Origin of the sequence: Pseudomonas sp. KU26590 (assembly GCF_026153515.1) — a bacterium.
Lineage (GTDB): Bacteria > Pseudomonadota > Gammaproteobacteria > Pseudomonadales > Pseudomonadaceae > Aquipseudomonas.
This window is the reverse complement of sequence record NZ_CP110644.1, coordinates 5,355,949-5,380,520: the sequence shown is the minus strand read 5'-3', so window position 1 is coordinate 5,380,520 and position 24,572 is coordinate 5,355,949. Positions and strand designations below refer to the sequence as shown.

Genomic DNA, 24,572 nt, shown 5'->3' with positions numbered 1-24,572 from the left:
CGACCCTTTTCATTCGGCCGAACCTTGAGCGTCGTGAGCGGTGCGGCGTCACTCGGCTGCACGAGGTCTGACCCATGCGCGGATCGATGCCAAGCTACTGGTTTTTCGCGGGTTACTGCGACTTTCGCCGTCTTGTGCGGCATGAATCGGCTGTGTATCTTGATCAGCCTTTGGCCGTTGGGTCAGTAAAATTTTGCGATTGGCCCCATTTAGGCGAATCCGACGATATTTCTATAAAAATTTGAGGAGCACAACAATGCGCGTGATTCTGCTGGGAGCTCCCGGGGCCGGCAAAGGTACTCAGGCAAAGTTCATCACTGAGAAATTCAACATTCCGCAGATTTCCACCGGCGACATGCTGCGTGCTGCGGTCAAGGCCGGTACTGAACTGGGCCTGAAAGCCAAAAGCGTCATGGACAGCGGCGGCCTGGTGTCCGATGACCTGATCATCGGTCTGATCAAGGATCGCCTGTCCGAGCCTGACTGCGCTGGCGGTTGCCTGTTCGACGGCTTCCCGCGCACCATTCCTCAGGCTGAAGCCCTGAAGAAAGCCGGCCTGGCCATCGATCACGTCATCGAGATCAAGGTCGACGATGAAGAGATCGTCAAGCGCATCTCCGGTCGTCGCGTTCACGAAGGCTCCGGTCGCGTTTACCACACCCTTTACAACCCGCCAAAGGTTGAAGGCGTGGACGACGTCACCGGCGAGCCGCTGGTTCAGCGCAAGGACGACGTCGAAGCCACTGTTCGCCATCGCCTGTCGGTCTACCATTCCCAGACCAAGCCGCTGGTGGAGTTCTACACCAAGCTGCAGGCTCAGGACGGCACGCCAAAGTGCAGTCACATCGAAGGCGTGGGTACTGTCGAACAGATCACCGCCAAGGTGCTTGAAGCCCTGAGCTGATTCGCGTCTCAAGGCACTGAACAACGGCCCGCTTGCGGGTCGTTGTTGTTTATAATGCGGCACTTTTTTCGCACAACGATGGAAACCCCGATGACCACCTTGCTGGCCCTGGACACCGCCACTGAAGCCTGCTCAGTCGCTTTGCTGCACGACGGCAAAGTGCTGACTCACTACGAGGTGATCCCGCGCCTGCACGCGCAAAAACTCCTGCCGATGATCAAGGACCTGCTGGCCGAGGCGGGCATCGGCCTGTCGGCGCTGGATGCCATCGCCTTTGGGCGCGGGCCGGGCGCGTTCACCGGCGTGCGCATCGCCATTGGTGTGGTGCAGGGGCTGGCGTTCGGTCTCGATCGCCCGGTACTGCCAGTCTCCAACCTCGCGGCGCTGGCGCAACGGGCCTTTCGTGAGCAGGGCGCCACTCAGGTCGCGGCTGCCATCGACGCGCGCATGGACGAAGTCTATTGGGGTTGCTACCGCGAAGTGGCGGGGGAGATGAGGCTGGCGGGCGAAGAGGCGGTCATGCCGCCGGAGCTGGCAGCTTTACCGAGCGCTGCAACGGGCGATTGGTTCGGTGCGGGCACCGGCTGGGGTTATGCCGAGCGCATTGCGGCAAATGTCAGCGCCCAGGACGCTACGCTCTTGCCTCACGCGCTGGACCTGCTGACCCTCGGCACGTTCGCCTGGCACCGTGGCGAAGCCATCGTCGCCGATGACGCCCAACCGGTTTACTTGCGCGACAAAGTTGCCACGCCAAAAGCGCGCTGAGGATCGACCCTATATTCCGCCACTTCGCAAATCTGTAATTGGATGGACTCGCCCAGGCCGAGGCGTCAATGCGCCACGGTGGCAGTCTAAACAGCCAACGACAGCGAGGGCGAGTCCATGAAAAAGCATACGACGGTTAATCAGTCTCTGTCTTCATCCGATCTCCCGGCATGCACCACCGTGGCGATTGATCTTGCCAAGCGGGTCTTTCAGATCGCTGGTGAAGATGCCTTGGGCCAGGTGCTCTATGAGGAGCGGATCAAGTCACGAGAAGCCTTCTACGCATTTTTGTGCAAGCTCGAACCGCACGTTATCGTTCTCATGGAAACCGGTCCGGGCGCTCAAGCCTGGGCGCGGCAGCTGCAAGATCAGGGCAATCTGGCACGCATACTTCCAGCCGGGCGCGTCGCTGATCATCGCAGCGGCGCCAAGAATGATCGCAACGATGCGCTCGCAATATTGCGCGCGGGCCGCGACAGCAGAATTTCGGCAGTGCCCATCAAAAGTGCCGCGGAGTTGGCCATGCAGGCATTGCACCGTATTCGCCAAGGTTACGTGCGTCGGCGCACAGCAGTGGGTAACCAGATGCGCGGTTTGCTGCTCGAGCACGGCGTCGCCATGGCGCAAGGCGAGGTGGCGATCAGCCAGAAAGTACCTCGGGTACTGGAAGACGCTACCCAGCCGTTGCCGGAGATGTTGCGCGAACTGATCGACGAGTTGCTGGGCGAATGGCGCCATTTGGGCGAGCGAGTCAGTGTATTGACCGGGCGTCTGGAGGTTGCTGCGAAACGGGACAAGACCGCCGTGCGGCTGATGACCATACGCGGTGTCGGGCCGATCATTGCCACCGCGATAGTAGCCAAGCAAACCCGGCCTGAGCGATTCGCTGACGCGCGCATGTTTGCGGCCTACTTCGGCCTGGTGCCCGATCAAAACAGCTCAGGAGAGCGGGTTCGCCTGGGTCGAATGACCAAGCGTGGTGATGGGTACATCCGCAGCCTGGCGATACAGGGTGCTCATGCAGTGTTGAGGCAGCTGCGGCACGACTCCGAGCAGCCGGATGACCGTCGGCTGTTGCAGTGGCTGAGCCGTCTGGGAAGCAAAAAAGCCGCCGTACGGCTGGCGAACCGCAACCTGCGCATCATCTGGTCGCTTTTACAGAATGATCAGACTTATCGTCGTGAGCCGTCCAATAGGCAGGCGGCGGCGATGAGTCACTGATCCAAAGCGTTCTGCCACCGGGGCGCAAAAGCGCTCCTGCCCCTGCTAGAAAACATTGACCCCAGGTAAGACCGTCGCGGATAGATGCCTTGGCTCCTACTGGCCCTTGAGGCCTGACTGTAATAGGCATACCGCGAGCTCAACCAATGTTGGCCAGAAGCCCAGAGCGGCTTCCTCGAACAGGCCTTATACATAGATGCAACCGGGTGGCGGTGTTGAAAAGCGGGTAGACAGTGGAGGCGAGTCCATACATAGGAGCCGGCTTGCTGGCGAACCTACGTCATCCGGCACTGCTGCAATGACGGGTTGAATTGTGTTCGCCAGCAATCCGGCTCCTACGAATGGCGGGTATCCCCAAGCCCAGTTACGCCTGATCTGCGACCCACGTCACACTGTTGATGACCGTTCAGCGATAAATCTGCATAAAATTCAGGCTGCTTTAAACAATTGGCAATAAGTGTGGTCTAGTTATCGTTCACATGTTTGCTTAACGGCTTGCTGTGAGATTAAATTGCCACCATCAGACGCCGAGTAAGCATGATGCGAGTCACCGGTCCCTCACCACGTTCGTACCCGATCAAGCGCAAGCCACGCAGGGACTCTGCGACGGTAGACGGCGCGTTCGAGGAAGTGAACGACGAGATCGAAGTGAATCCGCAAGTGGCGCGGCGCCAGACCGGTACCACGGCAAACGTGCCCGCGCGTCAGCAAGACATCATCTTCCCCCGTGCCATGAGCACCCGAGTCGCCCACGCGCTCAGCAGCTATCTGATGACCTCGACCTTCGTCGACTGGGACCTCGAAGTCTCCGGGCTCGACCTCCACGTTTGAACCTCGCCCACCCGCCTTACTACATCGGTTGCCCGTCCTGGAGCGAAAAAGCCTGGCGTGAGTCGCTGTACCCGCCGGATGCCCCAGACCTGGATTTACTCGGGTTGTACGCGCAGGTCTTCAACGCCGTCGAGGGCAACACCACGTTTTACGCCCGTCCCAAGCCTGAGATCGTTCAGCGCTGGGCGGACGCCTTGCCTGAGCATTTCCGCTTCAGCGCCAAAATCCCCCGTGACATCAGCCACGGCGGCGACCTGCGCGACCACTTGGGCGCGGTAGAGGATTTCCTGCAACTGCTGGCGCCACTGGGGTCTAGACTTCAACCGCTGTGGCTGCAGCTGTCGTCCAGTTTCGGCCCCCATCGGCTGAATGAGCTGGCTGCTTTCATTGATGCCCTGGAAGGGCGGCCGTTGGCGGTGGAAGTGCGCAACATGGCGTTTTTCACCAAGGGCGAGGACGAGCGTCAACTCAACCGCCTGTTGCTCGACCGAGGCGTGGAGCGTATCTGTCTCGATTCCCGGCCGTTGTTCAGTTCCGTCTCCACTGACCCAGCTGTGCTTCATGCGCAATCGAAGAAGCCCAAAGTGCCACCGCGTCCGGCGGCGCTGACGTCCTTTCCGCAGGTGCGCTTCATCGGCGGTCCGGATGAGGCGATCAACGAAGGCTTCATCGTGCAGTGGGCGGAAAAGGTGGCCGGCTGGATCGAAGAGGGGCGCACGCCTTCGGTATTTCTGCACACGCCTGACAACATCGCCTCGCCCCAGCTGGCCCGTCGTTTTCACCATCAACTGATGACGTTGTTGCCGGGGCTGCCCGATCTGCCGCAACTGGATCGCGGTCGGCAAGTGGAGCAACTCGGGCTGCTCTGAGGTCGACATAGGGTAGATTTTCCCTACGTCAGACGAGAACCTTCCTGCATGCGCGGCTCGACCTTCTTTCTTCTACTGGTTTTGATCAGCGCGGCGGTCGCGGTGTCGATCTGGCGTGGCTGGTTGCCTGTCGCTGAGCGCTGGAACCCGTGGGCCCCACTGAATGTGCGGGACGAGCCCAACCTCATTACGCCTTTCAAGCTCTGGCGATTGCAGGCCGATCCGGCGTTGTGCGAGGCCGCGCTGCAAACCTCGACCCTGCGCTACACGCACCAGGCCGACAGCGCCGCCGACGCCAAATGCCCGCTGACCAACACGCTGCGTATCCAGGGTGGCGACGTCGCGCTGAGCAGCAGTTTTCTGTCCAGTTGCCGCCTGGCCGTGGCGTACGCGCTGTTCGATATCCATCAGTTGCAGCCGGCGGCCCAGGCGGTGTTCGGGCAAAAGGTCACGCAGGTCGATCACTTGGGCAGCTTCGCCTGTCGCAACATCTACAACCGCAGCGAAGGCCGCCTGAGCCAGCACGCTACTGCCAACGCGCTGGACATCGCCGGCTTTCGACTGGCAGACGGGCGCAGGATTTCGGTGCTCAAGGACTGGAAAGATGACAGCGACGAGGGGCGTTTTCTGAGATGGGTGAGGGATGGCGCCTGCCAGCAGTTCAACACGGTGCTGAGCCCGGACTACAACGCCGCGCACCGAAACCACTTTCATCTGGACATGGGACGCTGGCGGGTGTGTCGCTGAGGCGGGACAAACGCGGGATCAGTCTCAGGCAGCGATACGAAGATTCTGCAGCACAATCGGCCGCGCCCAGCCGTTATCGAAGGCCAGATGACGCTGCTGCTCGGTCATTTCATCGGCACTGAAAGGCGTTGCGGGCTTGTCTGCCAGGTCCCATTCGAACTCGGCAATTGGCAGGAACAGAGGGCGAGGCTGAGGACCCGGGCCTGGTTCAACGCTGTCATCGTAGGGGTTGAGGACGGTCGGGCGGACCCAGGTGTCATCGAATTTGAGGTTGCGTTGCTGCTCGATCATTTCCATCGCGGTGAAAGGCTTGGCGGGCTTGTCGGCCAGATCCCATTCGAATTCGGCGATGGGCAAAAACAGCGGCTCCGGCGGCGCGATTTCCTTGTCCTGAACCGGGCACTCACGTTGCTCGACGATCTTGCCCAGTGCGGTCGCTCCGGCAATCGGCTCGCCGGTCAGGTTGTCCGTTGTGGCGAGGGCGCTGTATTCCGGGGCGGCGCCAGCGTTGTCATCGACCTGCTGAGCCATCGCACGGGCAAACGCATCCTGCCAGAGCTGCGTGACGCCGCTCAGGGTTTGGGTATTGCGTACGCTGTAGTCGCCTGCGTACGTCAAATAGCCTATCGAGGAGGTTTGCTGAATGTCTGACATAAGCGCTCAGTACAGCCCGTGGGTCTGGCAAAATGCCGGATACTTTTGTTATCGGCAGATGTTGCCAATCATTAAGAATATTTGAGCGCGTAGAGACAATGACTGAGCAGCACGCGGGCAGCCGCATTCGGGTCGACAGCCTGACCCCCGACGGGCAGGAAACCGCAGCGCAGTGGGCGCTTCGGCTGGGTTTGCCGCTGGACGATGCAGACGCGGATTTCGCCCTGCAAGTGGCCGAAGACGGCCTGCAATTGCAGCAACTGGGTGACGACGCGCCGGGCCCGGTGCGCGTGGATTTCATCGAAGGCAAGGCGGCACATCGGCGTCTGTTTGGCGGCGGCAGCGGGCAGATGATCGCCAAGGCCGTGGGCATTCAGCCGGGCGTACGGCCTCGGGTGCTGGATGCCACGGCGGGGCTGGGCAAGGATGCGTTTGTACTGGCGAGTCTGGGGTGCGAAATAAGTCTGATCGAGCGCCAGCCGATCATCGCGGCGCTGCTCGAAGACGGTCTGGCGCGCGGGGCGAGGGATCTGGACGTGGGCGGGATCATCGCGCAGATGCACCTGTTGACCGGCAACTCCATCGAGCTGATCCGTCAGTGGGAAGGCGAGCCGCCCCAGGTCATTTACCTTGATCCGATGTTCCCACACCGGGAAAAGACCGCGCTGGTGAAGAAGGAAATGCGCCTGTTCCGCCCGCTGGTGGGTGACGACATGGACGCCCCGGCGTTGCTGGAAGCGGCGCTGGCGCTGGCGACTCATCGCGTCGTGGTGAAACGCCCGCGCAAGGCACCGAGCATCGAAGGCACCAAGCCGTCTTACGCGCTGGACGGCAAATCCAGCCGCTACGACATTTACCCGAAGAAGGCGTTGAAGAGCATGGGTTCATGACACTCATCCGGTAAACCTGAACCTGGCAACCGTCGGCGCAGTCCTCTGCTGTGCCGATGCCTGACAAGCCACCGTTTCAGGTGTGCGCTCATCGGCGATTGCCCTGACCAGAGCTGTAGCCGGAGATCACCGATGAGCACTTCCCCTTTGTCCGTAACGCCCTTGCCGTTCGAGCCTCAGTTTGAGCAGATACCCGATGATGAGGCTCAGACGAGCAAAGAGCTGGCTGAGACCATGCACAGCATTCTGGAAACCACCTACAAGGATGGCGGTCACGCCATACGCAGCGTGCATGCCAAGGCCCATGGTTTGCTGCACGGGCAGATCCATATTCTGGATGGCCTGCCCGCTGAGTTGGCGCAGGGCGTCTTCGCGCATCCCGGCACGCTGGACGTGAGGATGCGCTTTTCAACCAATCCGGGTGACCTGCTGGACGACAAGGTGTCAACGCCGCGCGGGCTGGCCATCAAGCTGGTCGGCGTGCAGGGCGCGCGCCTGCACGGCAGCGAAGGTCAGGTCACCCAGGACTTCGTCATGCAGAATGTCAAAGCGTTTGGTGCAGCCACGCCCAAGGACTTCCTCAAGACCCTGAAGCTGCTTGCCAAAACCACCGACAAAGCACCCGGCATGAAGAAAGCGCTGTCGGCATTGTTTCGAGGTCTGGAGTCGACGGTTGAAGCCATGGGCGGTGAGAGTGGCACGCTCAAGTCACTGGGCGGGCACCCGATGACCCATTTACTGGGTGAAACCTATAACAGCGTCGTGCCGTTTCTCTATGGCTGCTATTACGCCAAGCTGAGCCTGGTGCCTGTTTCCCCCGAACTCACTGCGTTGACCGATCAGAAGGTGGACCTGAATGGCCATCCCGACGGTTTGCGTGAAGCGGTACGCAGTCACTTCGCGAGCAAGGGAGGGGTGTGGGACGTGCGTATCCAGCTGGCGACCGACCTTGAAAAAATGCCGATTGAAGATGCTTCTGTGGAATGGTCCGAGGAGCTGAGCCCTTTCGTGACCGTGGCCCGTATCGAAGTGCCACCCCAAGACAGCTGGTCAGAAGAACGCCAGCAAGAAATCGACGACGGCATGGCCTTCAGCCCCTGGCACGGCGTGGTTGAGCACCGTCCACTGGGCGGCGTCATGCGGGTGCGCAAGCCGTCCTATGAGCTGTCTTCAGGCTTCCGCGCCAGCCACAACGGCTGCCCGATGCACGAGCCTCGCTGATTGATCGCAAGCCAGTCCTACGGGTACGCGCGGTGTTGTAGGACCGGCTTCAGCCGGGAAGAGGCCGGTGGGATCATCATCAGATTTGTGGTGTGGCGTCTGGCGCTTTCCCGGCTAAAGCCGGTCCCACAATATAGTCCGGCGCCAGTATCCATGGATGCACGCGGTGTTGTAGGACCGGCTTCAGCCGGGAAGAGGCCCGCGTGCGCACCATCAATTCCTAATTGTGACGCCTGACGCCTTCCCGGCTAAAGCCGGTCCCACAATACTGGCCGGCGCCGATCTCTATGGATGCACGCGATGCTTTCAGTGGGACCGGCTTCAGCCGGGAAGAGGCCGGTGTGATCACCATCATTTCTACAGCCCTAAACCCGATACGCCTTCAAGAACAGCGTTACCACTTCACTGGCATGATGGTCGGCAGTCTGCTCGTCCGCTATTTCCCCGGTGCCGATGAGAAGCCTGAAATGGTGCACGCCCTTGATCAAACTCAAAAAATGCCCCGCCGCATCAAGGGGCGATTCAAAATGCAGCCCGTTTTTACCGCTCAGCTTACCCAAAAACCGCTCCAGTTCGTGCAGGACCCGTTGCGGTCCTGCTTCGAAGAACACCTGAGTCAGCGATGCTCCCTGCGGTCCCAAGGTGATGATCAAACGGTTCAGGTCGATGGACTCGGGGCTGTTGATCAGCGTCTGAAACCCTCTGGCAATATCCAGTAATACCTTTTCAACGTGCTCATCAACCGGCACGTCCACGAATAACTCGGGGACCTGCTCCTCGCAGCGAGCGACCACCGCACAGGAAAATAACGTCTCCTTATCGGTGAAGTGGCTGTAGACCGTGAGCTTTGAAACCCCGGCTTCAGCGGCAACGGCATCCATGCTGGTGTTGGCGTAACCGTTGCGGATGAACAGGTTTTTGGCCGCTTCAAGAATGGCCTGTCGCTTGGCCAGATCCTTGGGGCGGCCGGGGCCGGGGCCGGTGGGGGAGCTTGACTTCACAACGCGCCGAACACTTTTTTCGCCAGACCGGTAGCCGCCGCTGCCGGGTTGGCGCGGATGGTTTCTTCCTGTTTGGCGATCATTTCGAACAAGCCGTTCAACGCCTTCTCGGTGACGTAGCCTTCGATATTGGAGCTCTTCGCGTCCAGCACGCCCAGGGTCGCGGCCTGACCGGCGAAAGCGTTGTATTTCTGCGCCAGGCCGACCTTGTCAGTGGCCTGTTTGATGATAGGCAGGAACTTGGCGCGGATCTGTTCGCGGCTGGACGTGCTCAGGTACTGGGTGGCGGAGTCCTTGCCGCCGCTGAGGATGGCCTTGGCGTCCGACACGCTCATCTTTTTCACGGCATCGACCAGCAACGTCTGCGCCTGGGGCATCGCCGCTTCCGCCGCCTGGTTCATGCTGGTTTCCAGCTGATCGACCTGCGCGCCCATGCCGAACTGCTTCATCTTCTTGGCGACCTTGCCCAGGTTGCCGGGCAGTTCGATACGCACATCCTTGTTGTTGCTGAAGCCACCCGGTACGCCCAGTTGCTTGACCGCGACTTGGGCGCCTTGGGTGAGGGCATCCTTCAGCCCGCCGGTGGCGTCCGATTGCGACAGATCATTGAGCGACAGCGCGAAAGCACTGGCCGATAACAGCAGGCCGGCGCATATACCAGTGAACGAGAGGGAGCGACGCAACATGGGTAATGTCCTTTTCAGCGGTCTGTGATGCACGGCCGATTAACGGGCCGGGCTCAAACGAATTTTGACGGGCGGTTTTTCGTCCAGCGTCAGGTCTACCGTGTAACGCTCGGTGCTGATCATCAGCAGCTTGCCGTCCACTTCAATGCGCGCGCTGACCGAGTAAGTGTGACCCGGCTGGACCTGCTTCTGATCGTAGGTCAGGTGAAACGGCAGATGCACCTGGCCTTTGATCGGGCCGTTCTGGCTGGCGAGGATCTGCGCGGGCGCGTCTGCCAGCGTCACGTCCTGCAGCGTGACCTTCAGCGTAGCCGTCGGTGGAAGCGCCATGCGCTGCAAGTAAAACACCTCGCCATCCACCGAGCCCGGCAAGTTGTCCGGCGCATGGGCGCAAGCGGCCAGCACGGTGGTCATGAGGGTGAGCAGGATGTGTTTCATGTGATGCTCCTTGTCAGTTGAAACGTTTGAGGGGCGGCTTGGGGCAACCAAAGCGCTACGTTCTGGCACGGTCATCTGTGGGAGCCGGCTTGCTGGCGAACGCGGTGGGTCAGGCCCATGAGTGGCGGCTGACACACCCGGTTCGCCAGCAAGCCGGCTCCCACAAGTGCGTTATCGCTAGGCGATCGGCGCGTCCCCAATGACTTCATCACTGCGATGCAACGCCACCTGGCGGATCGACAGCCTGATTTCCGCTGGCAATACGCGCTTGGCGGCGCCTTCCGCCAGATCCCCCAACATATCGTGATAGCTCAATTTGCCGGCGGCGTCGGTGCGCAATACACCCTGATCCAGCAGCGTCTGAATGAAATGCCGGAACAGGCTCTTGTCGAAAAACTCCGGCGCGTTCAGGCCGTGCAGGATCGACAGCCGCTGAGCCATCGTCGTGCACAACTCCTCAAGCCCTTCGGCGCTGAGCGTGTGCTGACCGCTGTTGAGCAGCAGGGAAATCGCCATGTAGAAACGCTGCAAGGTCTGGGCAATCGCCCGCGACAGTACCGTCAGCAGCACGAAAGCCCGCGAACTCGGCGCCGGGCGCAGGTACACGCCGTTCTCGAATCGCAACAAGCCCTGCTCAACAAACGCTGCCAGCCACTGATCGATGACCTCATCCAGGTCGTCCAGCGACCAGCGGATGAACAACTCCGATTGCAGGTACGGATACAACGCCCGCGTGTACCGGAGAATCTGCTCGCGGCTCATGCGCGACGAGCTCTGGAAGAAGCAGGCCAGCAACGAGGGCAGCGCGAAAATGTGCAGCACGTTGTTGCGGTAGTACGTCATCAGGACCGCATTTTGCTCGTCCAGATACAGAATCTTGCCCAGCGCATCGCTGAGTTCCGAGAGCAGGTTCATGCCTTTGACATGGGCGATCAGCGCCCGACCATCGCCGTCCGGCAGCGTGGTATGGGGCGAGTAGGGCACGGTGCGCAACAGCGTCAGGTACAGATCCAGCACCCGCGCCAGGGCTTGATCGTCCAGCGCGTGTTTCGCTGTCGACAGCAACGCCAGCGCCACCAGATTCACCGGATTGATCGCCGCTGCTTCGTTCAGGTGGCGGGCCACGCGTTCACCCAGACGGTGGGTGGTCTCATTGAGCCAGGCCGGTTTGAACACCGGGCCCAGCTCTTGGGTGCGCCAGTCCGGCTGCTCGTGGTCGAGAAACTCGGTCAGCTTGATCGGCTCACCGAAGTTGACCGAGACCTGGCCGAAGCGCTGCTTCAGCGCGCCGATGACTTTGAAGATGTCGAAGATCGACTCTTTCTTCTTGGCCGCACCGCGCAGTTCGCCCAGGTAAGTCCGGCCTTCCAGTACGCGTTCGTAGCCGATGTATACCGGCACGAACACGATGGGCATGCGCGAGTTGCGCAGGAAGCTGCGCAAGGTGATCGCCAGCATCCCGGTCTTCGGCTGCAACATGCGCCCGGTGCGCGAACGTCCGCCTTCGACGAAGTACTCCACCGGGAAGCCTTTGGTGAACAGCGTGTGCAGGTATTCGTTGAACACCGCGGTGTACAGCGGATTGCCCTTGAACGTGCGGCGCATGAAAAACGCGCCGCCGCGGCGCAGCAGGCCGCCGATCACCGGCATGTTGAGGTTGATGCCGGCGGCAATGTGCGGCGGGGTCAGGCCGTTGCGAAACAACAGGTACGACAGCAGCAGATAGTCGATGTGGCTGCGGTGGCATGGCACATAGATGATCTCGTTGCCCTGGGCGACGTTCTGCACGCCCTCCAGGTGACTGACCTTGATGCCGTCGTAAATCTTGTTCCAGAACCAGCTCAGCACCACTTCCAGAAAACGGATAGCAGTGTAGGTGTAGTCCGAGGCGATTTCGTTGCCGTAGTGCAGGGCTTTGTCCCGGGCCTTGGCTTCGGTGATTTTCTCCCGTGCGGCCTCGTCGAGAATGGCCTGCCTGACCAGCGGATCCGCCACCAGCCCTTTGACAATATGGCGACGGTGCGAAAGGTCCGGGCCGATCACGGAGGTCTTCAGGTTGCGGAAATGCACACGCAGCAGGCGTTGAGCCATGCGCACCGTGCGCTCGTAACCCTTGTTCTGATCGACCAGCTCACGCAGATGAACCGGCGCCGAGAACTGCACGCGAGTCTTGCGGCCCAGGATCAGAATGGTCACAAAGCGACGCAGACGCCCGGTCACCGCCCAGCTGTCGGCAAACAGCAGTTTCCACGGGCTGTCTTCCTTGTCCGGGGACTGGCCCCAGAACACGCTGACCGGAATGATTTGCGCGTCTTCGGTGGCGTTTTGCGTGACCGCGCTGACCAGACGTTCGAGGGTCGGTGGTGCGCCGCGTTTGTCGTGGCGCCCCAGCCAGTCAGGCTCGGGCGTCAGGTAGAAAAACGCGGCCGGCTCGGTCAGGTTGCCAACGGCCACTGAGAGTACGGGGCGCGGCAGACCGGCCTTGCGGCACTCGGTGTCGAGGACGGCGAGATCGCTCATCGAAGGGTTTTGCAGCGCATAGAAAACCGGGCGGCTGCGGTCGAGATTGAGGGTGAAAGACGACTGGTTGATTGTCTCCGAGCGCACCCACAGGTAAAGCAGGCGGCGCACGGTGCCGAATACAAGACGGCGAAACGGAGAACGGGTCATAGAGTTCTGCTGAGAGGGGCGACGCCCGCGAGGCCGCCAGTTTGCCGCATCTGACAGGGATGGGCAAAGCGGCGCGGGTGCCCGCCAGGATTACGTATCAGGACGTATGCCAGGTGATTTCTTCTTCACCATCAACGCTGATGCGAATCCATTGATCGGCTTCGGCGTCACTCTCTTCCTCGACCCAGGTCCCCGGCGCGCAACGCACTTCGACTTTCAACGCGGTGAAGGCGGCGCGGGCGCAGGCGATGTCGTCTTCCCACGGGGTTTTGTCGCTGTCCAGGCACAGGCTGTTCCACTTGCCGACGGCCTTGGGAATCCAGGTCACGGGCACGTCGCCCGCCCGGCATTTCCAGGTCTGGCCTTTCTGCGTCCAGTCGCTGCACGGGCCGATGTCGGCTGTGAGCCAGGCGGTGATCGCCTTGTGGTCGACGTCAGCGTCTTTCAGGTAAATCTCGATATCGGGTTGGCGCATGGATGCCTCTTGGTTGTTCTGAAAAATCCACTCGCGGATTCAGTCTGTTCAGGTGCTTGAAGCCGTCAATTCAGGACGAAATAATCGTAGCGCATGGACACCGTGACCTCGAACGGCTCGGCCTGCTCGATCACCTTCGCGCGGCGTTCGGCACTGGCGCGCCAGCCGTGGGGCGTCATGGCCAGCAGATTGGCGCGGGCCTGGCCGTCCACCAGCGTCAGGGTGAAGCGCAGGGTTTCGCTGTGCTGCAGGCTCATGCCTTCCGGCACCAGCGCAAGGTGCTTGTCATCGCTGTAGTCGCGGACTTCGTCGTACAGGCGTTGACGCAATTCCATCAGGTGGTCGTTGGTCGGCCCTACACGCATCAGGCCGCCGCCCGGCGACAGCAGACGCTTGGCCTCGGCCCAGTCCAGCGGGCTGAACACGCTGGCGATGAACTGCATGCTCGCATCCGGCAATGGCACGCGCGCCATGCTGGCGATCAACCAGGTGATCTTCGGATCACGCTTACAGGCGCGCTTCACCGCTTCCCGGGAGATGTCCAGCGCATAGCCGTCAGCGTCGGGCAGGCCCTGGGAAATTTGTGCGGTGTAATAACCCTCGCCGCAACCGATGTCGACCCAGTGCGCAGGGGCGCGCTCGGCGGCCAGTTCGGCCAGACGCTTGGCTACCGGGGCGTAATGCCCAGCGTTGAGGAAGTCGCGGCGCGCCTCGACCATGGCCTGATTGTCGCCGGGGTCGCGGCTGTTTTTATGCTGCACGGGCAGCAGGTTCAAGTAACCCTGACGGGCACGGTCGAAGCGGTGCCCGGCGGGGCACACGACACCGTTATCCGCTGAATCGAGCGGTGCGGAGCAGATCGGGCAAGTCAGCATCAGGCGAGCAACTTGACCAGGGTCTGGTAGTAGATCTCGGTCAGCACGTCGAGATCGCTGGCGAGGATGCGTTCGTTGACCTGATGGATCGTCGCATTGACCGGCCCCAGTTCGACCACTTGGGTGCCGAGGGTGGCGATGAAGCGACCGTCCGACGTGCCGCCGCTGGTCGACGCACGGGTGTCGCGACCGGTGACGTGTTTGATGCTCGCCGACACCGCGTCCAGCAGCGCGCCCGGTTCGGTGAGGAACGGCAGGCCGGACAGCGCCCATTCCACGTGCCAGTCCAGGTCGTGCTTGTCGAGAATAGCGGCCACGCGCTGCTTCAGGCCTTCGACGGTGGATTCGGTGGAGAAACGGAAATTGAACACCGCCACCAGATCACCCGGGATCACGTTGGTTGCGCCGGTGCCGGAATTCAGGTTGGAAATCTGGAAGCTGGTGGGCGGGAAGAAATCATTGCCGTTGTCCCAGTGCTCGGCGGCCAGCTCAGCCAGCGCAGGCGCTGCCAGATGAATGGGGTTCTTTGCCAGATGCGGGTAGGCGACGTGGCCCTGAATGCCTTTAACAGTGAGGGTGGCGCCCAGTGAACCGCGACGGCCGTTCTTGACCACATCGCCCACCAGCGTCGTGCTCGATGGCTCGCCGACGATGCACCAGTCGAGACGTTCCTTGCGCGCCGCCAGGCGCTCGACCACCGCTTTGGTGCCGTGGTGGGCCGGGCCTTCTTCGTCGCTGGTGATCAGGTAGGCGATCTTGCCCTTGTGGTTCGGGTGATCGGCCACGAAACGCTCGGTGGCGACGATCATCGACGCCAGGCTGCCTTTCATGTCCGCCGCGCCACGGCCGCAGAGCATGCCGTCTTCGTCGATCAGCGCGCTGAACGGATCGTTCTGCCAGGCCTGAACCGGGCCGGTCGGCACCACATCGGTATGACCGGCGAAGCACAACACCGGACCGTCCTGGCTGCCGTGGGTCCCCCAGAAGTTATCCACGTCCTGAATACGCATCGGCTCCAGGGCAAAACCGGCGTCGCTCAGGCGTTTCATCATCACGGCCTGGCAGTCGGCGTCCAGTGGCGTGACGGATGGGCGACGGATCAGGTCGCAGGCGAGTTGCAGCGTGGGCGAGAGGTCGGCTGGGGCTGTCATGAAAGGTCCGAGATATTGAGTGAAGACAAGGCGATAAACCGGCGAATAGCTTAAAGCAAAACGGCGACCCGAAGACCGCCGTTTAGTACAGCGCCCCAATGTTTCAGGCAGTAGCGGGTTCGTCTGCCGGTTTCGGTTTCGGCAGCGAAGACAGAAACGCCATGATCAGCGCCGCCAGATACGGCAGCGATTGCACCAGCAGCATCGTCACCCAGAAGCGCATGTCATTGCTCGGCAGACCCTGCACCAGACAGATCCCCAATGCAGCGCCCCACAGCATTAACATGATGAACAGCTCTTCGCGGGCCTCGGATATCGCCACCAGCAAGCCATGGCTTTCGGCGTTTTTCGGGGTGCGGAAGAACGGGATGCTGGTGGTGAAGAACCCGTACAGCACCGCTTTGGCAATGGTGTGAGACAGCGCCAGCCCCGCGAGGGCCGCATAGAACGCGTCCGTGAGGTTCACGCCAACGGCGCGACGGTACAGGAAGATGATCTTGCCGACCTTGAAGAAGAACAGCGCCAGCGGCGGAATCGCGAAAATCAGCAGCGGCGGATCAACACGGTTGGGCACGATGATCATCGCCGACGACCAGAGCAGTGCGCCGACCGTGAAGAAGATGTTCATGCCATCGGCCACCCACGGCAGCCAGCCCGCGAGGAAGTGATAACGCTGGCCGCGGGTCAGTTCGGTGTCCTTGCCGCGCAGCAGGCTGGCGGCGTGACGCTTGATGATCTGAATCGCGCCATAGGCCCAGCGGAATCGCTGCTTCTTGAAGTCGATGAAGGTGTCGGGCATCAGGCCCTTGCCGAAGCTATTGTGCGCGTAAGCTGCCGAATAGCCTTTTTCGAACACGCGAAGGCCCAGCTCGGCGTCTTCGCAGATGCACCAGTCCGCCCAGCCCAGTTCTTCCAGAACCGAGCGGCGGGTCATGGTCATGGTGCCGTGCTGAATGATCGCGTCGCGGTCGTTGCGGGTGACCATGCCGATGTAGAAGAAGCCTTTGTATTCCGAATAGCAGAGCTTTTTGAACGCACTTTCGTGCTGGTCGCGGTAGTCCTGCGGGGACTGCACTACGGCGATTTTTGGGTCGGCGAAGTGTGGGACCATGTGCTTGAGCCAGTTGCGGTCGACGCAGTAGTCCGAGTCGATCACGGCGATCACTTCGGCGTCCGGCGCCGTGTGCGGGATCAGGTAATTCAGGGCGCCGCCCTTGAACCCGGCCAGGGGGGCGACGTGGAAAAACTTGAAGCGCGGGCCGAGCATTTCGCAGTGGGCCTTGACCGGCTCCCACACGGCCGGGTCCTTGGTGTTGTTGTCGATCAGCAACACTTCGAAATCCGGGTAATCCAGTGCGGCCAGTGCGTTGAGGGTCTGTTTGACCATCTCCGGCGGCTCGTTGTAGCAGGGCACGTGAATTGACACTTTCGGTCTGTAGGCCGAATCCCCTTCTACGGGCAGGAATTCGCGGCGACGCTTGTGCGTCCACACCGCTTCGGCCAGTTCGTGGGCCTCGGTCAGCAGCACGATGAACACGCCGAACGCGCCCAGCGCCAGTAAAAATCCTACAAGCAGACTGAACCAGGTGCTGTATTGCTGGCTGTAGTCGTAGCCGATCCAGACCAGCACCGAGCCGCACAGGAAGGCGATAAAGGTCAGGAATGTCCGGCCACGTTGACGCAGCGCCGAGCCATCAATCAGCAGCAAGGCGAGGGCGAGCATTGCCAACACCGCCGAGCCGATCGCCAATACGCGCCACTGGGGGATCGCCACCACCGGGCCTTCGAAATTGAATTTCTGCTGGCGTGCAGCGTTGTAAACGCCCCAGTACGCGCCGACCGAGCCTTCGTCACTGGCTTTCCACGGCTGATCGAAGGCCTCGATCACGAAGTAGTTGAAGCCCTGACGGTTGAGCTTGTTAACCAGCGTGCGCAGGTAAACCGCCTGATCCGACTGAGTAGCGTCCGCACCGCCGCGCATGTGGCCATTGCTCGGCCAGCCAACCTCAGAGAGCAGCAGCGGTTTTTTCGGGAACATGCGTTTCAGTTCGCGGGCGCGGTCGAGCACGTACTGCCCGGCTTTATCCATCGGGATGTATTCCCAGTACGGCAGGATGTGCGCGGCGATCAGGTCAACGTGCTTGGCCAGTTCCGGGTACTTCTCCCAGATATGCCACTGCTCGGACGTGGTCACCGGGACTTTAACGGCGGCGCGCACGCGGTCGAGGGCGGCCATCAGGTCCTTGGGTTTGATCTCTTCGCGATACAGCGCTTCGTTGCCGACTACCACGCGAACGACGCTGCGCGAGGTGTTCGCCAGCTCGATCGCCGTGGTGATCTCGCGCTCGTTACGCTCAAGGTCCGGGCTGATCCAGATGCCCAGGGTCACCCGCAGGCCGAACTCCTCGGCCAGCTTGGGAATGTCCTTGAGGGTGCCATCCACCGAGTAGATACGGATGTTGTCCGTCTGCTTGCTCATCAGCTCCAGGTCCTGACGCATTTCTTCGTCGGACGGGTAGAGATCCTTCTGTGGGTTCTGCCCCAGCCGGAAAGGCGAATAGGAGAAACCGGAGATCTGCTCAGGCCAGTTGGGGGCTGAGACGGGGCGGTTAATCAGCGCCCAGAAGCCAGTGAACAGCGCAGCAATCGCCACGACGACAACGAGGTTGAGTCCAAATTTACGCGATGACATAGATGCTTCAGGTTCCAAGAGGGGAACGGGGAGGAGTGACAGGGTACAGCGGGCCGAAACTTTGGCAACCGACAAGTGTTGAAGTTCTGTTCGGTCACCCATGTAGGGCGTTAACTGTGCTCTGCGGGTATGCCGGGAAAGAGGTGACTTTCAGACCAAACGCCTGCAACTCAGCGCTTTGCGAATCGCCGTCAGGGCCTATAATGCGCGCCGGTTTTTTGGGGTATTGGTCATGAGCACAGAAGATCCGCGTTTCGCTGGCGTCGCCCGCCTGTACGGCATCGAGGGCCTGGAACGCCTGCGCGCGGCCCACGTGGCGGTGGTCGGCATCGGCGGCGTGGGTTCCTGGGCGGCAGAAGCCATGGCGCGCTGTGGCGTGGGCGAGATTTCCCTGTTTGATCTGGACGACGTGTGCGTCAGCAACAGCAACCGCCAGTTGCACGCCCTGAGCAGCACCGTTGGCCGCGCCAAGGTCGACGTCATGGCCGACCGCCTGCGTGAGATCAACCCTGATTGCGTCGTCCATGCCGTCGCTGATTTCGTCACCCGCGAAACCATGGCCGAATACATCACCCCTGAAATGGACTGCGTGCTCGATTGCATCGACAGCGTCAACGCCAAGGCCGCGTTGATCGCCTGGTGCAAACGCCGCAAGATCCAGATCATCACCACCGGCGGTGCGGGTGGGCAGATCGACCCGACCCTGATTCAGGTCTGCGACCTCAACCGCACGTTCAACGACCCGCTGGCATCCAAGGTGCGTTCGACCCTGCGCCGCGACTACGGCTTTTCCCGCACGGTCACTCGCCATTACAGCGTGCCGTGCGTGTTCTCCACCGAGCAACTGCGCTATCCCAAACCCGACGGCAGTATTTGCCTGCAGAAAAGCTTTGTCGGGGATGGCGTGAAGCTGGACTGCGCGGGCGGTTTTGGCGCGGTGATGATGGTCACCGCCACCTTCGGTATGGTTGCCGCGACCAAGGCGGTGGACAAAATCGTCGCCGGCGTGCGACGGCCGTCGGAGCGGGCCAAAGCACAGCCAACGGACTGACGGCGGAGGGTGTGGGAGCATGCTTGCTGACGAAGACGGCATTTCAACGGCTGAACATTTAGCGGAGGTGCCGGCCTCTTCGCGGGCAAGCGCGCTCCTACAGTTCGGTCAGGGTCTAACCCAGAGATCGATTCAGCCGCAAACCCTGTAGGAGCGCGCTTGCCCGCGAATGCGATCTGCCAGTGCAATCAATCCCGACAGGCCCACCCCGTTCGCGAGCAAGATCGCTCCTACACGGGCTCTCGGCAACGCACACAATCTTCGGGCTACGCAAAATCCGTAGGAGCCGGCTTGCTGGCGAACGCGTTGGATCTGAAAAGAACATGTCGACTGACACATCGCCTTGGTGAGCAAGCTCCCACAGGTCTTGCGTTTGCTGCGTGACAGCGCGGCGTCTGGACGACGGAGAATTGCCTACGCCGCGATCTGCCGCATCTTCTGCAACACCGCATTCAACCCATTGCTGCGGGATGGCGACAGCTGACGACTCAGTCCCAGCTGCGTAAACCACTCAACCAGATCGACCTGCTGCAGCGCTTGTGCAGACAAGCCATTGACCCGCGCCAGCAGCAACGCCACCAGGCCACGAATCAACCGCGCGTCGCTGGCGGCGCGGAACTGCCAGTGCCCGTCGATTACATCGCCGACCAGCCACACCTTGCTCTCGCAGCCGTCAACCAAGTGCTCATCGTTTTTTTCGTCGTCGCTCATCGGGGCCAGGCGCTCGCCCCATTGCATCAACAATCGTGCGCGCTGCTCCCAGCTCAATGAAACGTTGAAGGTCTCCAGCGCGGCGTGTGCATCGCTCGGCAGGCTCATCGCAACAACTCCAATGCCTGATCCAGTGCGGTGAAAAATCGTTCAAGGTCTTGGGAATCGTTGTACAGCCCCAGCGACACGCGAATCGCGCCGGAGAGTCCCAAGCCATTGATCAACGGGATGGCGCAATGGTGACCGGCGCGAACAGCGACGCCTTGCTCAGTCAGCAGGTGAGCAAGATCGGCGTTGTGCACGCCCTCTACGACAAAGCTCACCAGCGCCACATGGGGATCGCCCAGCACCTGCACGCCGTCGCGCAGCATCAGCCCGGCGCGCAGCCGCTCATGCAGGCGCGCTTCGTATTCGGCGACGGCGGATTGATTAAGGCCGTTGAGATAATCCAGCGTCGCGCCAAGGCCGATCACTGCGCTGATGGGTGGCGTGCCCGCCTCGAAGCCCAGGGGCGCAGGGCGAAACGTTGCCGTCTGGTAGTCGGTCTGCAGGACCATTTCGCCGCCGAACTGCCAGTGACGCAGCTGCGCCAGCGCTTCATGTCGCCCAAACAACACGCCCACGCCATCCGGGCCATAGAGCTTATGGCTGGAAAACACATAGAAGTCGCAGCCGATGTCCTGCACATCGTGTCGGCCATGGACGACGCCCTGGGCGCCATCGATCACCGTCAGCGCGCCCTGTGCCCGAGCGAGCGCGACAAGTTGCCCAACCGGCTGCCAGGTGCCGAGCACGTTGGACAACTGACTGACCGCCAGCAAACGGGTGCGTGGAGTGATCAGCCCGGCGGCGGCCTCCACATCGACCACCCCGGCGTCGGTAATGGGCAACACCACCAGCTTCAGGTCGCGACGCAGGGCCAGTTGCTGCCAGGGCAACAGATTGGCGTGATGCTCCAGCGCGCTGATGACAATCTCGTCGCCGGACTGAAACACGTGCTCCAGGCCATAAGCGAGCAGGTTGAAGGCGGACGTGGCGCCGTGGGTGAAAACGATCTGCCCCGACGCCCCGGCATTCAGCCATTCGCCGGCCTTGCGCCGGGTGTCCTCGAAAGCCTGGGTCGCCATGGCGCCCGGCAGATGCTGAGCGCGATGCACATTCGCCGCGCCATTGGCGTAGTAATGCACCGTGGCGTCGATCAGGGCGTGGGGTTTTTGTGCGGTAGCGGCGCTGTCCAGATAGGTCTGGCCTTGCCGTTGCAGGGCGTCGATGGCCGGAAAGTCAGCGCGCCAGGGAGAAATGAGGGGCATGTCAGTCACGCTCGTTGGGGCGGGTTCGGTCCCCGGGGGACACCGAACCCGCACGCAGCATCGATCAGTTGTGAGCGTGCAGCGCTTCGTTCAGCTCGATGGCCGACTTGTGGGATTTGCACTCCACCGCGCCGGTCTGCGAGTTGCGACGGAACAGCAGGTCCGGTTGACCGGCCAGCTCACGGGCCTTGACGACCTTGACCAGCTCGTTTTTGTCGTCCAGCAGTGCCACTTTGGTGCCAGCGGTAACGTACAGACCGGCTTCAACGGTATTACGGTCGCCCAGCGGAATGCCGATACCGGCGTTCGCGCCGATCAGGCAGCCTTCGCCGACCTTGATCACCATGTTGCCGCCGCCCGACAGGGTGCCCATGGTCGAGCAACCGCCGCCCAGGTCCGAACCCTTGCCGACGAACACACCCGCCGACACGCGACCTTCGATCATGCCCGGGCCTTCGGTGCCGCCGTTGAAGTTGACGAAACCTTCGTGCATCACGGTGGTGCCTTCGCCGATGTAGGCGCCCAGGCGCACGCGCGCGGTGTCAGCGATGCGCACACCGGCCGGCACGACGTAGTCGGTCATTTTCGGGAATTTGTCCACCGAGAAGACTTCCAGCAGATGGCCTTTCAGGCGGGCTTCCAGCTGACGCTCGGCCAGCTCGCCCAAGTCGATGGCGCCCTGGCTGGTCCACGCGACGTTCGGCAGCAGCGGAAACACGCCGGCCAGGCTCAAGCCGTGGGGCTTGACCAGACGATGGGACAGCAGATGCAACTTGAGGTAAGCCTCGGGGGTGGAGGTCAGCGCGGTGTCGTCAGCCAGCAGCGTGGCAACCAGGGGGTTGTGGCTCTCGGCGAGTCGGGTCAGCAGCGCGGCCTGGGTGTCGTCGATGCCTTTGAGGGCATTGGCCAGACGCGAGGACAGATCGGTGTTGAAGGCGATGGCCTGATTGCCACCGGTGTAGCCCAGGATCGGTGCGACGGCGGCGACGATTTCAGCCGACGGGTTGAGCAGTGGCAGGGCGTAGAAAACTTCCAGCCAGGTGCCTTTACGGTTTTGTGTGCCAAGGCCAAAGGCCAGGCTGAACAGAGAAGTGGACATGCAGATACCTCGTTATTTAGGGCTATCTCAATCAGGCGATAGCCGCAGCGTACAGTTCGGGTTTGAAGCCAATCAGGGTTTTGTCGCCAAGATCCAGCACCGGGCGTTTGATCATCGAGGGCTGAGCAAGCATCAGCTCAATGGCCTTTTCCTGATCGAGGTCGGCTTTCTGCGCCTCGTCCAGTTTCCGAAAGGTCGTGCCGGCGCGGTTGAGTACCGTCTGCCAGCCATGCTCGTTGCACCAACGGGTCAGGTGGTCGCGATCGATGCCCTGGGTCTTGTAGTCGTGGAAATCGTAATTCACCGATTTTTCGTCGAGCCAGGTGCGCGCCTTCTTCATTGTGTCGCATGCCTTTATCCCAAACAGGTGCAACGTGTGGGTTTCCTTGGCCATGGGCCTGCTCCTTTCGGGACGGTTGAAAAAAACGGTGGAGGATTATGCCACGTACACGCCGGGTAAGCGCGGCGGGCCGACGCTTTGTCTATTTGACCCGGGTTTACGCGCCATGTCTGGGGGCGACGGCGGTTGGCCACTCATGATGTATCAGGAACCCATGACCGTTACAGGCATTAAGATGGGCACTTTGCAGGACGCATCGAGTCTGTTGCCGATGTCAGTCATGAGTCAAAGCCTGGGGAAACACGCCATGCAAACAGCCTATACCGTCCTCATCCTATTGACGCTGGTAGGTGTCTCGCGATTGCTGGCCCGGGTGATTCCGCTGCCGTTGCCGCTGGTGCAGATCGCCGCTGGCGCCTTGCTCGCCTGGCCGACGCTAGGCCTGCACGTGGGGCTCGATCCTGAGCTGTTCCTGTTTCTGTTCCTGCCGCCGTTGCTGTTTTCCGATGGCTGGCGGATGCCCAAGCGCGACCTCTGGCGCTATCGCTGGGCGATCTTGACCCTCGCGGTCGGACTGGTGGTTTTCACCGTAATCGGCGCCGGCTACTTCATTCACTGGCTGCTACCTTCCATTCCCTTGCCCGTCGCCTTTGCGTTGGCGGCAGTGTTGTCGCCGACCGACGCCGTGGCGGTTTCGGCCATTGCCCAGGACCGGCTGCCCGTGCCGATCATGCGCATGCTGCAGGGCGAGGCGCTGATGAATGACGCGACCGGCCTCGTCACCTTCAAATTTGCCCTCGCAGCCGCCATCACCGGGGTGTTCTCCCTGACCGATGCCAGTCTGAATTTCGTGCTGGTTGCCTGCGGCGGTCTGGCCGTGGGCGTCGCGCTCAGCTGGGTGGTGGGGCGTTTGCGCAGCTGGATGATCACCCGGGGCTGGGATGACCCGGCGACCCACGTGGTGTTCATGTTGCTGCTGCCGTTTGCGGCTTACGTCTTGGCCGAGCGGCTTGAGTTGTCCGGAATTCTCTCGGCGGTGGCGGCGGGGATGATGCAAAGCTGGGTCGATCTGCTGCCCCGCCAGACCAGCACCCGGTTGCTTAATCGAAGCGTGTGGACCTTGTTGGAGTTTGCCTTCAACGGCCTGATTTTCCTGCTGCTGGGTTTACAACTGCCGGACATCATCACCGCCGTCACCCATCACGAAGCGACCCTGTGGCCGACCCTGTTGTGGCGCTGCCTCGATGTGCTGGCGATCTTCGTCGTGTTGGCGGTGTTGCGTTACATCTGGGTGCAAAGTGTCTGGCGGCTGATGATCCAGATTCGGCGCTGGCGCGGCAGGGGCGACGGAACCCTTGATCTGTCCACCCGTTCGTCATTGCTGCTGACCGTAGGCGGGGTGCGCGGTGCGGTCACGCTGGCAGGCACATTGTCGGTGCCGCTGCTGATCAGCGCGGGCGTCGACTTTCCCGAGCGTGACTTGCTGATTTTCATCGCTGCGGGGGTCATCCTGCTGTCGCTGGTGTCGGCGAGCATTGGCTTGCCGTTGCTCTTGCGTGGGCAGGTCAGTGAGCCAGACCTGCGCATGAAGCGCGAAGTGAGGGACGCCTGGAAGCGCACGGCGCAGGCGGCGATTCAGACGTTGGAGAACGAAGCGATCCCGGCAGCGACGGATTCGCCCGATGCCGCGCAGGCGGTGCTCGCCATGGAAGTGAAGGCGCGGATCATGTCCGAATACCGCCATCGTCTGGATATCTTCAATGACACCGCCGAGGCGCAGGCGCTGGCGTTTCAGATGGACCAGCTGGAGAGACGCATGCGCCTCAACGCCCTGCGCGCCCAGCGCCTGGCGCTGTACAGCCTGCACCGTCATCACCAGATCGGCGATGACGTGCTGCGCATGGTGCTGGCGGAACTGGATCTCAATGAAGCCAACCTTGGTTTGGCGCACTGAGGCTGGAGGCTGGCCTC

General features: G+C 61.5%; 23 protein-coding genes. 10 read left to right on the top strand and 13 right to left on the bottom strand.

Going from position 1 to position 24,572, the window contains the following annotated elements:
- The first annotated feature begins 256 nt into the window (after positions 1-256).
- The 6 genes from adk to OKW98_RS23910 all read left to right on the top strand — a co-directional run bounded on the left by adk (position 257) and on the right by OKW98_RS23910 (position 5,337).
- Positions 257-904: an adenylate kinase gene (gene adk, locus OKW98_RS23935; RefSeq protein ID WP_237251145.1), complete on the top strand. Its 648-nt coding sequence runs from the start codon at positions 257-259 to the stop codon at positions 902-904.
- A 90-nt stretch (positions 905-994) separates the two neighbouring features.
- Positions 995-1,669, top strand: coding sequence for a tRNA (adenosine(37)-N6)-threonylcarbamoyltransferase complex dimerization subunit type 1 TsaB (tsaB, locus tag OKW98_RS23930; RefSeq protein WP_265386943.1), 675 nt, complete (start codon positions 995-997; stop codon positions 1,667-1,669).
- Between the two features lie 117 nt (positions 1,670-1,786).
- Positions 1,787-2,890, top strand: coding sequence for an IS110 family transposase (locus tag OKW98_RS23925; protein WP_265385193.1), 1,104 nt, complete (start codon positions 1,787-1,789; stop codon positions 2,888-2,890).
- 540 nt (positions 2,891-3,430) lie between these two features.
- On the top strand, positions 3,431-3,721 hold the full coding sequence (locus OKW98_RS23920) for a hypothetical protein (RefSeq protein ID WP_265389825.1): 291 nt from the start codon (positions 3,431-3,433) through the stop codon (positions 3,719-3,721).
- The gene (locus tag OKW98_RS23915; RefSeq protein WP_265386942.1) at positions 3,718-4,590 is read left to right on the top strand and encodes a DUF72 domain-containing protein; all 873 of its coding nucleotides are present in this window, start codon (positions 3,718-3,720) and stop codon (positions 4,588-4,590) included. The genes OKW98_RS23920 and OKW98_RS23915 overlap by 4 nt, the downstream gene beginning before the upstream one ends.
- A gap of 48 nt (positions 4,591-4,638) precedes the next feature.
- A complete protein-coding gene (locus OKW98_RS23910) occupies positions 4,639-5,337 on the top strand; it encodes an extensin family protein (protein WP_265386941.1) in 699 nt (232 codons plus the stop codon).
- Positions 5,338-5,361: 24 nt separating this feature from the next.
- On the opposite strand, the gene OKW98_RS23905 is transcribed toward OKW98_RS23910, so the two are convergent.
- Positions 5,362-5,991 carry an energy transducer TonB gene (locus OKW98_RS23905; RefSeq protein WP_265386940.1) on the bottom strand — a complete coding sequence of 210 codons (630 nt, stop codon included), beginning with the start codon at positions 5,989-5,991 and terminating at the stop codon, positions 5,362-5,364.
- 98 nt (positions 5,992-6,089) lie between these two features.
- On the opposite strand from OKW98_RS23905, the gene OKW98_RS23900 reads away from it, so the two are divergent.
- Positions 6,090-6,881 carry a class I SAM-dependent methyltransferase gene (locus OKW98_RS23900; RefSeq protein WP_265386939.1) on the top strand — a complete coding sequence of 264 codons (792 nt, stop codon included), beginning with the start codon at positions 6,090-6,092 and terminating at the stop codon, positions 6,879-6,881.
- 132 nt (positions 6,882-7,013) lie between these two features.
- On the top strand, positions 7,014-8,102 hold the full coding sequence (locus tag OKW98_RS23895; RefSeq protein WP_265386938.1) for a catalase family protein: 1,089 nt from the start codon (positions 7,014-7,016) through the stop codon (positions 8,100-8,102).
- A 365-nt stretch (positions 8,103-8,467) separates the two neighbouring features.
- Here the strand turns inward: OKW98_RS23895 and OKW98_RS23890 are convergent, their stop codons facing one another.
- From OKW98_RS23890 to OKW98_RS23855, 8 genes are all read right to left on the bottom strand, one after another.
- Positions 8,468-9,103, bottom strand: a complete 636-nt coding sequence (locus tag OKW98_RS23890) for a TetR/AcrR family transcriptional regulator (protein ID WP_265386937.1) — start codon at positions 9,101-9,103, stop codon at positions 8,468-8,470.
- Positions 9,100-9,789 carry a DUF4197 domain-containing protein gene (locus OKW98_RS23885; RefSeq protein WP_265386936.1) on the bottom strand — a complete coding sequence of 230 codons (690 nt, stop codon included), beginning with the start codon at positions 9,787-9,789 and terminating at the stop codon, positions 9,100-9,102. The genes OKW98_RS23890 and OKW98_RS23885 overlap by 4 nt, the downstream gene beginning before the upstream one ends.
- A gap of 39 nt (positions 9,790-9,828) precedes the next feature.
- On the bottom strand, positions 9,829-10,227 hold the full coding sequence (locus OKW98_RS23880) for a YbaY family lipoprotein (protein ID WP_265386935.1): 399 nt from the start codon (positions 10,225-10,227) through the stop codon (positions 9,829-9,831).
- A gap of 177 nt (positions 10,228-10,404) precedes the next feature.
- Positions 10,405-12,897, bottom strand: coding sequence for a glycerol-3-phosphate 1-O-acyltransferase PlsB (gene plsB, locus OKW98_RS23875; RefSeq protein WP_265386934.1), 2,493 nt, complete (start codon positions 12,895-12,897; stop codon positions 10,405-10,407).
- 97 nt (positions 12,898-12,994) lie between these two features.
- A complete protein-coding gene (locus tag OKW98_RS23870) occupies positions 12,995-13,372 on the bottom strand; it encodes a hypothetical protein (RefSeq protein ID WP_265386933.1) in 378 nt (125 codons plus the stop codon).
- 65 nt (positions 13,373-13,437) lie between these two features.
- On the bottom strand, positions 13,438-14,247 hold the full coding sequence (locus tag OKW98_RS23865) for a putative RNA methyltransferase (protein ID WP_265386932.1): 810 nt from the start codon (positions 14,245-14,247) through the stop codon (positions 13,438-13,440).
- Positions 14,247-15,398 (bottom strand): succinyl-diaminopimelate desuccinylase, encoded by a 1,152-nt coding sequence (gene dapE, locus OKW98_RS23860; protein WP_265386931.1) that lies wholly within the window; start codon positions 15,396-15,398, stop codon positions 14,247-14,249. The genes OKW98_RS23865 and dapE overlap by 1 nt, the downstream gene beginning before the upstream one ends.
- A 103-nt stretch (positions 15,399-15,501) precedes the next feature.
- Complete coding sequence (locus OKW98_RS23855) at positions 15,502-18,090, bottom strand: glycosyltransferase family 2 protein (RefSeq protein ID WP_265386930.1); 2,589 nt, start codon at positions 18,088-18,090, stop codon at positions 15,502-15,504.
- Positions 18,091-18,322: 232 nt separating this feature from the next.
- Between OKW98_RS23855 and tcdA the strand changes: the two genes are divergently transcribed.
- Complete coding sequence (tcdA, locus tag OKW98_RS23850; protein WP_265386929.1) at positions 18,323-19,141, top strand: tRNA cyclic N6-threonylcarbamoyladenosine(37) synthase TcdA; 819 nt, start codon at positions 18,323-18,325, stop codon at positions 19,139-19,141.
- Positions 19,142-19,555: 414 nt separating this feature from the next.
- Here tcdA and OKW98_RS23845 read toward each other — a convergent pair whose 3' ends face one another.
- From OKW98_RS23845 to OKW98_RS23830, 4 genes are all read right to left on the bottom strand, one after another.
- Positions 19,556-19,960 carry a SufE family protein gene (locus OKW98_RS23845; protein ID WP_265386928.1) on the bottom strand — a complete coding sequence of 135 codons (405 nt, stop codon included), beginning with the start codon at positions 19,958-19,960 and terminating at the stop codon, positions 19,556-19,558.
- Positions 19,957-21,162 (bottom strand): aminotransferase class V-fold PLP-dependent enzyme, encoded by a 1,206-nt coding sequence (locus OKW98_RS23840; RefSeq protein ID WP_265386927.1) that lies wholly within the window; start codon positions 21,160-21,162, stop codon positions 19,957-19,959. Before OKW98_RS23840 ends, OKW98_RS23845 begins: the two co-directional genes overlap by 4 nt.
- Before the next feature lie 64 nt (positions 21,163-21,226).
- Complete coding sequence (gene dapD, locus OKW98_RS23835; RefSeq protein ID WP_265386926.1) at positions 21,227-22,261, bottom strand: 2,3,4,5-tetrahydropyridine-2,6-dicarboxylate N-succinyltransferase; 1,035 nt, start codon at positions 22,259-22,261, stop codon at positions 21,227-21,229.
- 31 nt (positions 22,262-22,292) lie between these two features.
- Complete coding sequence (locus tag OKW98_RS23830) at positions 22,293-22,655, bottom strand: ArsC family reductase (protein WP_133772712.1); 363 nt, start codon at positions 22,653-22,655, stop codon at positions 22,293-22,295.
- 253 nt (positions 22,656-22,908) lie between these two features.
- On the opposite strand from OKW98_RS23830, the gene OKW98_RS23825 reads away from it, so the two are divergent.
- Positions 22,909-24,555: a Na+/H+ antiporter gene (locus OKW98_RS23825; protein ID WP_265386925.1), complete on the top strand. Its 1,647-nt coding sequence runs from the start codon at positions 22,909-22,911 to the stop codon at positions 24,553-24,555.
- Positions 24,556-24,572: the final 17 nt, after the last annotated feature.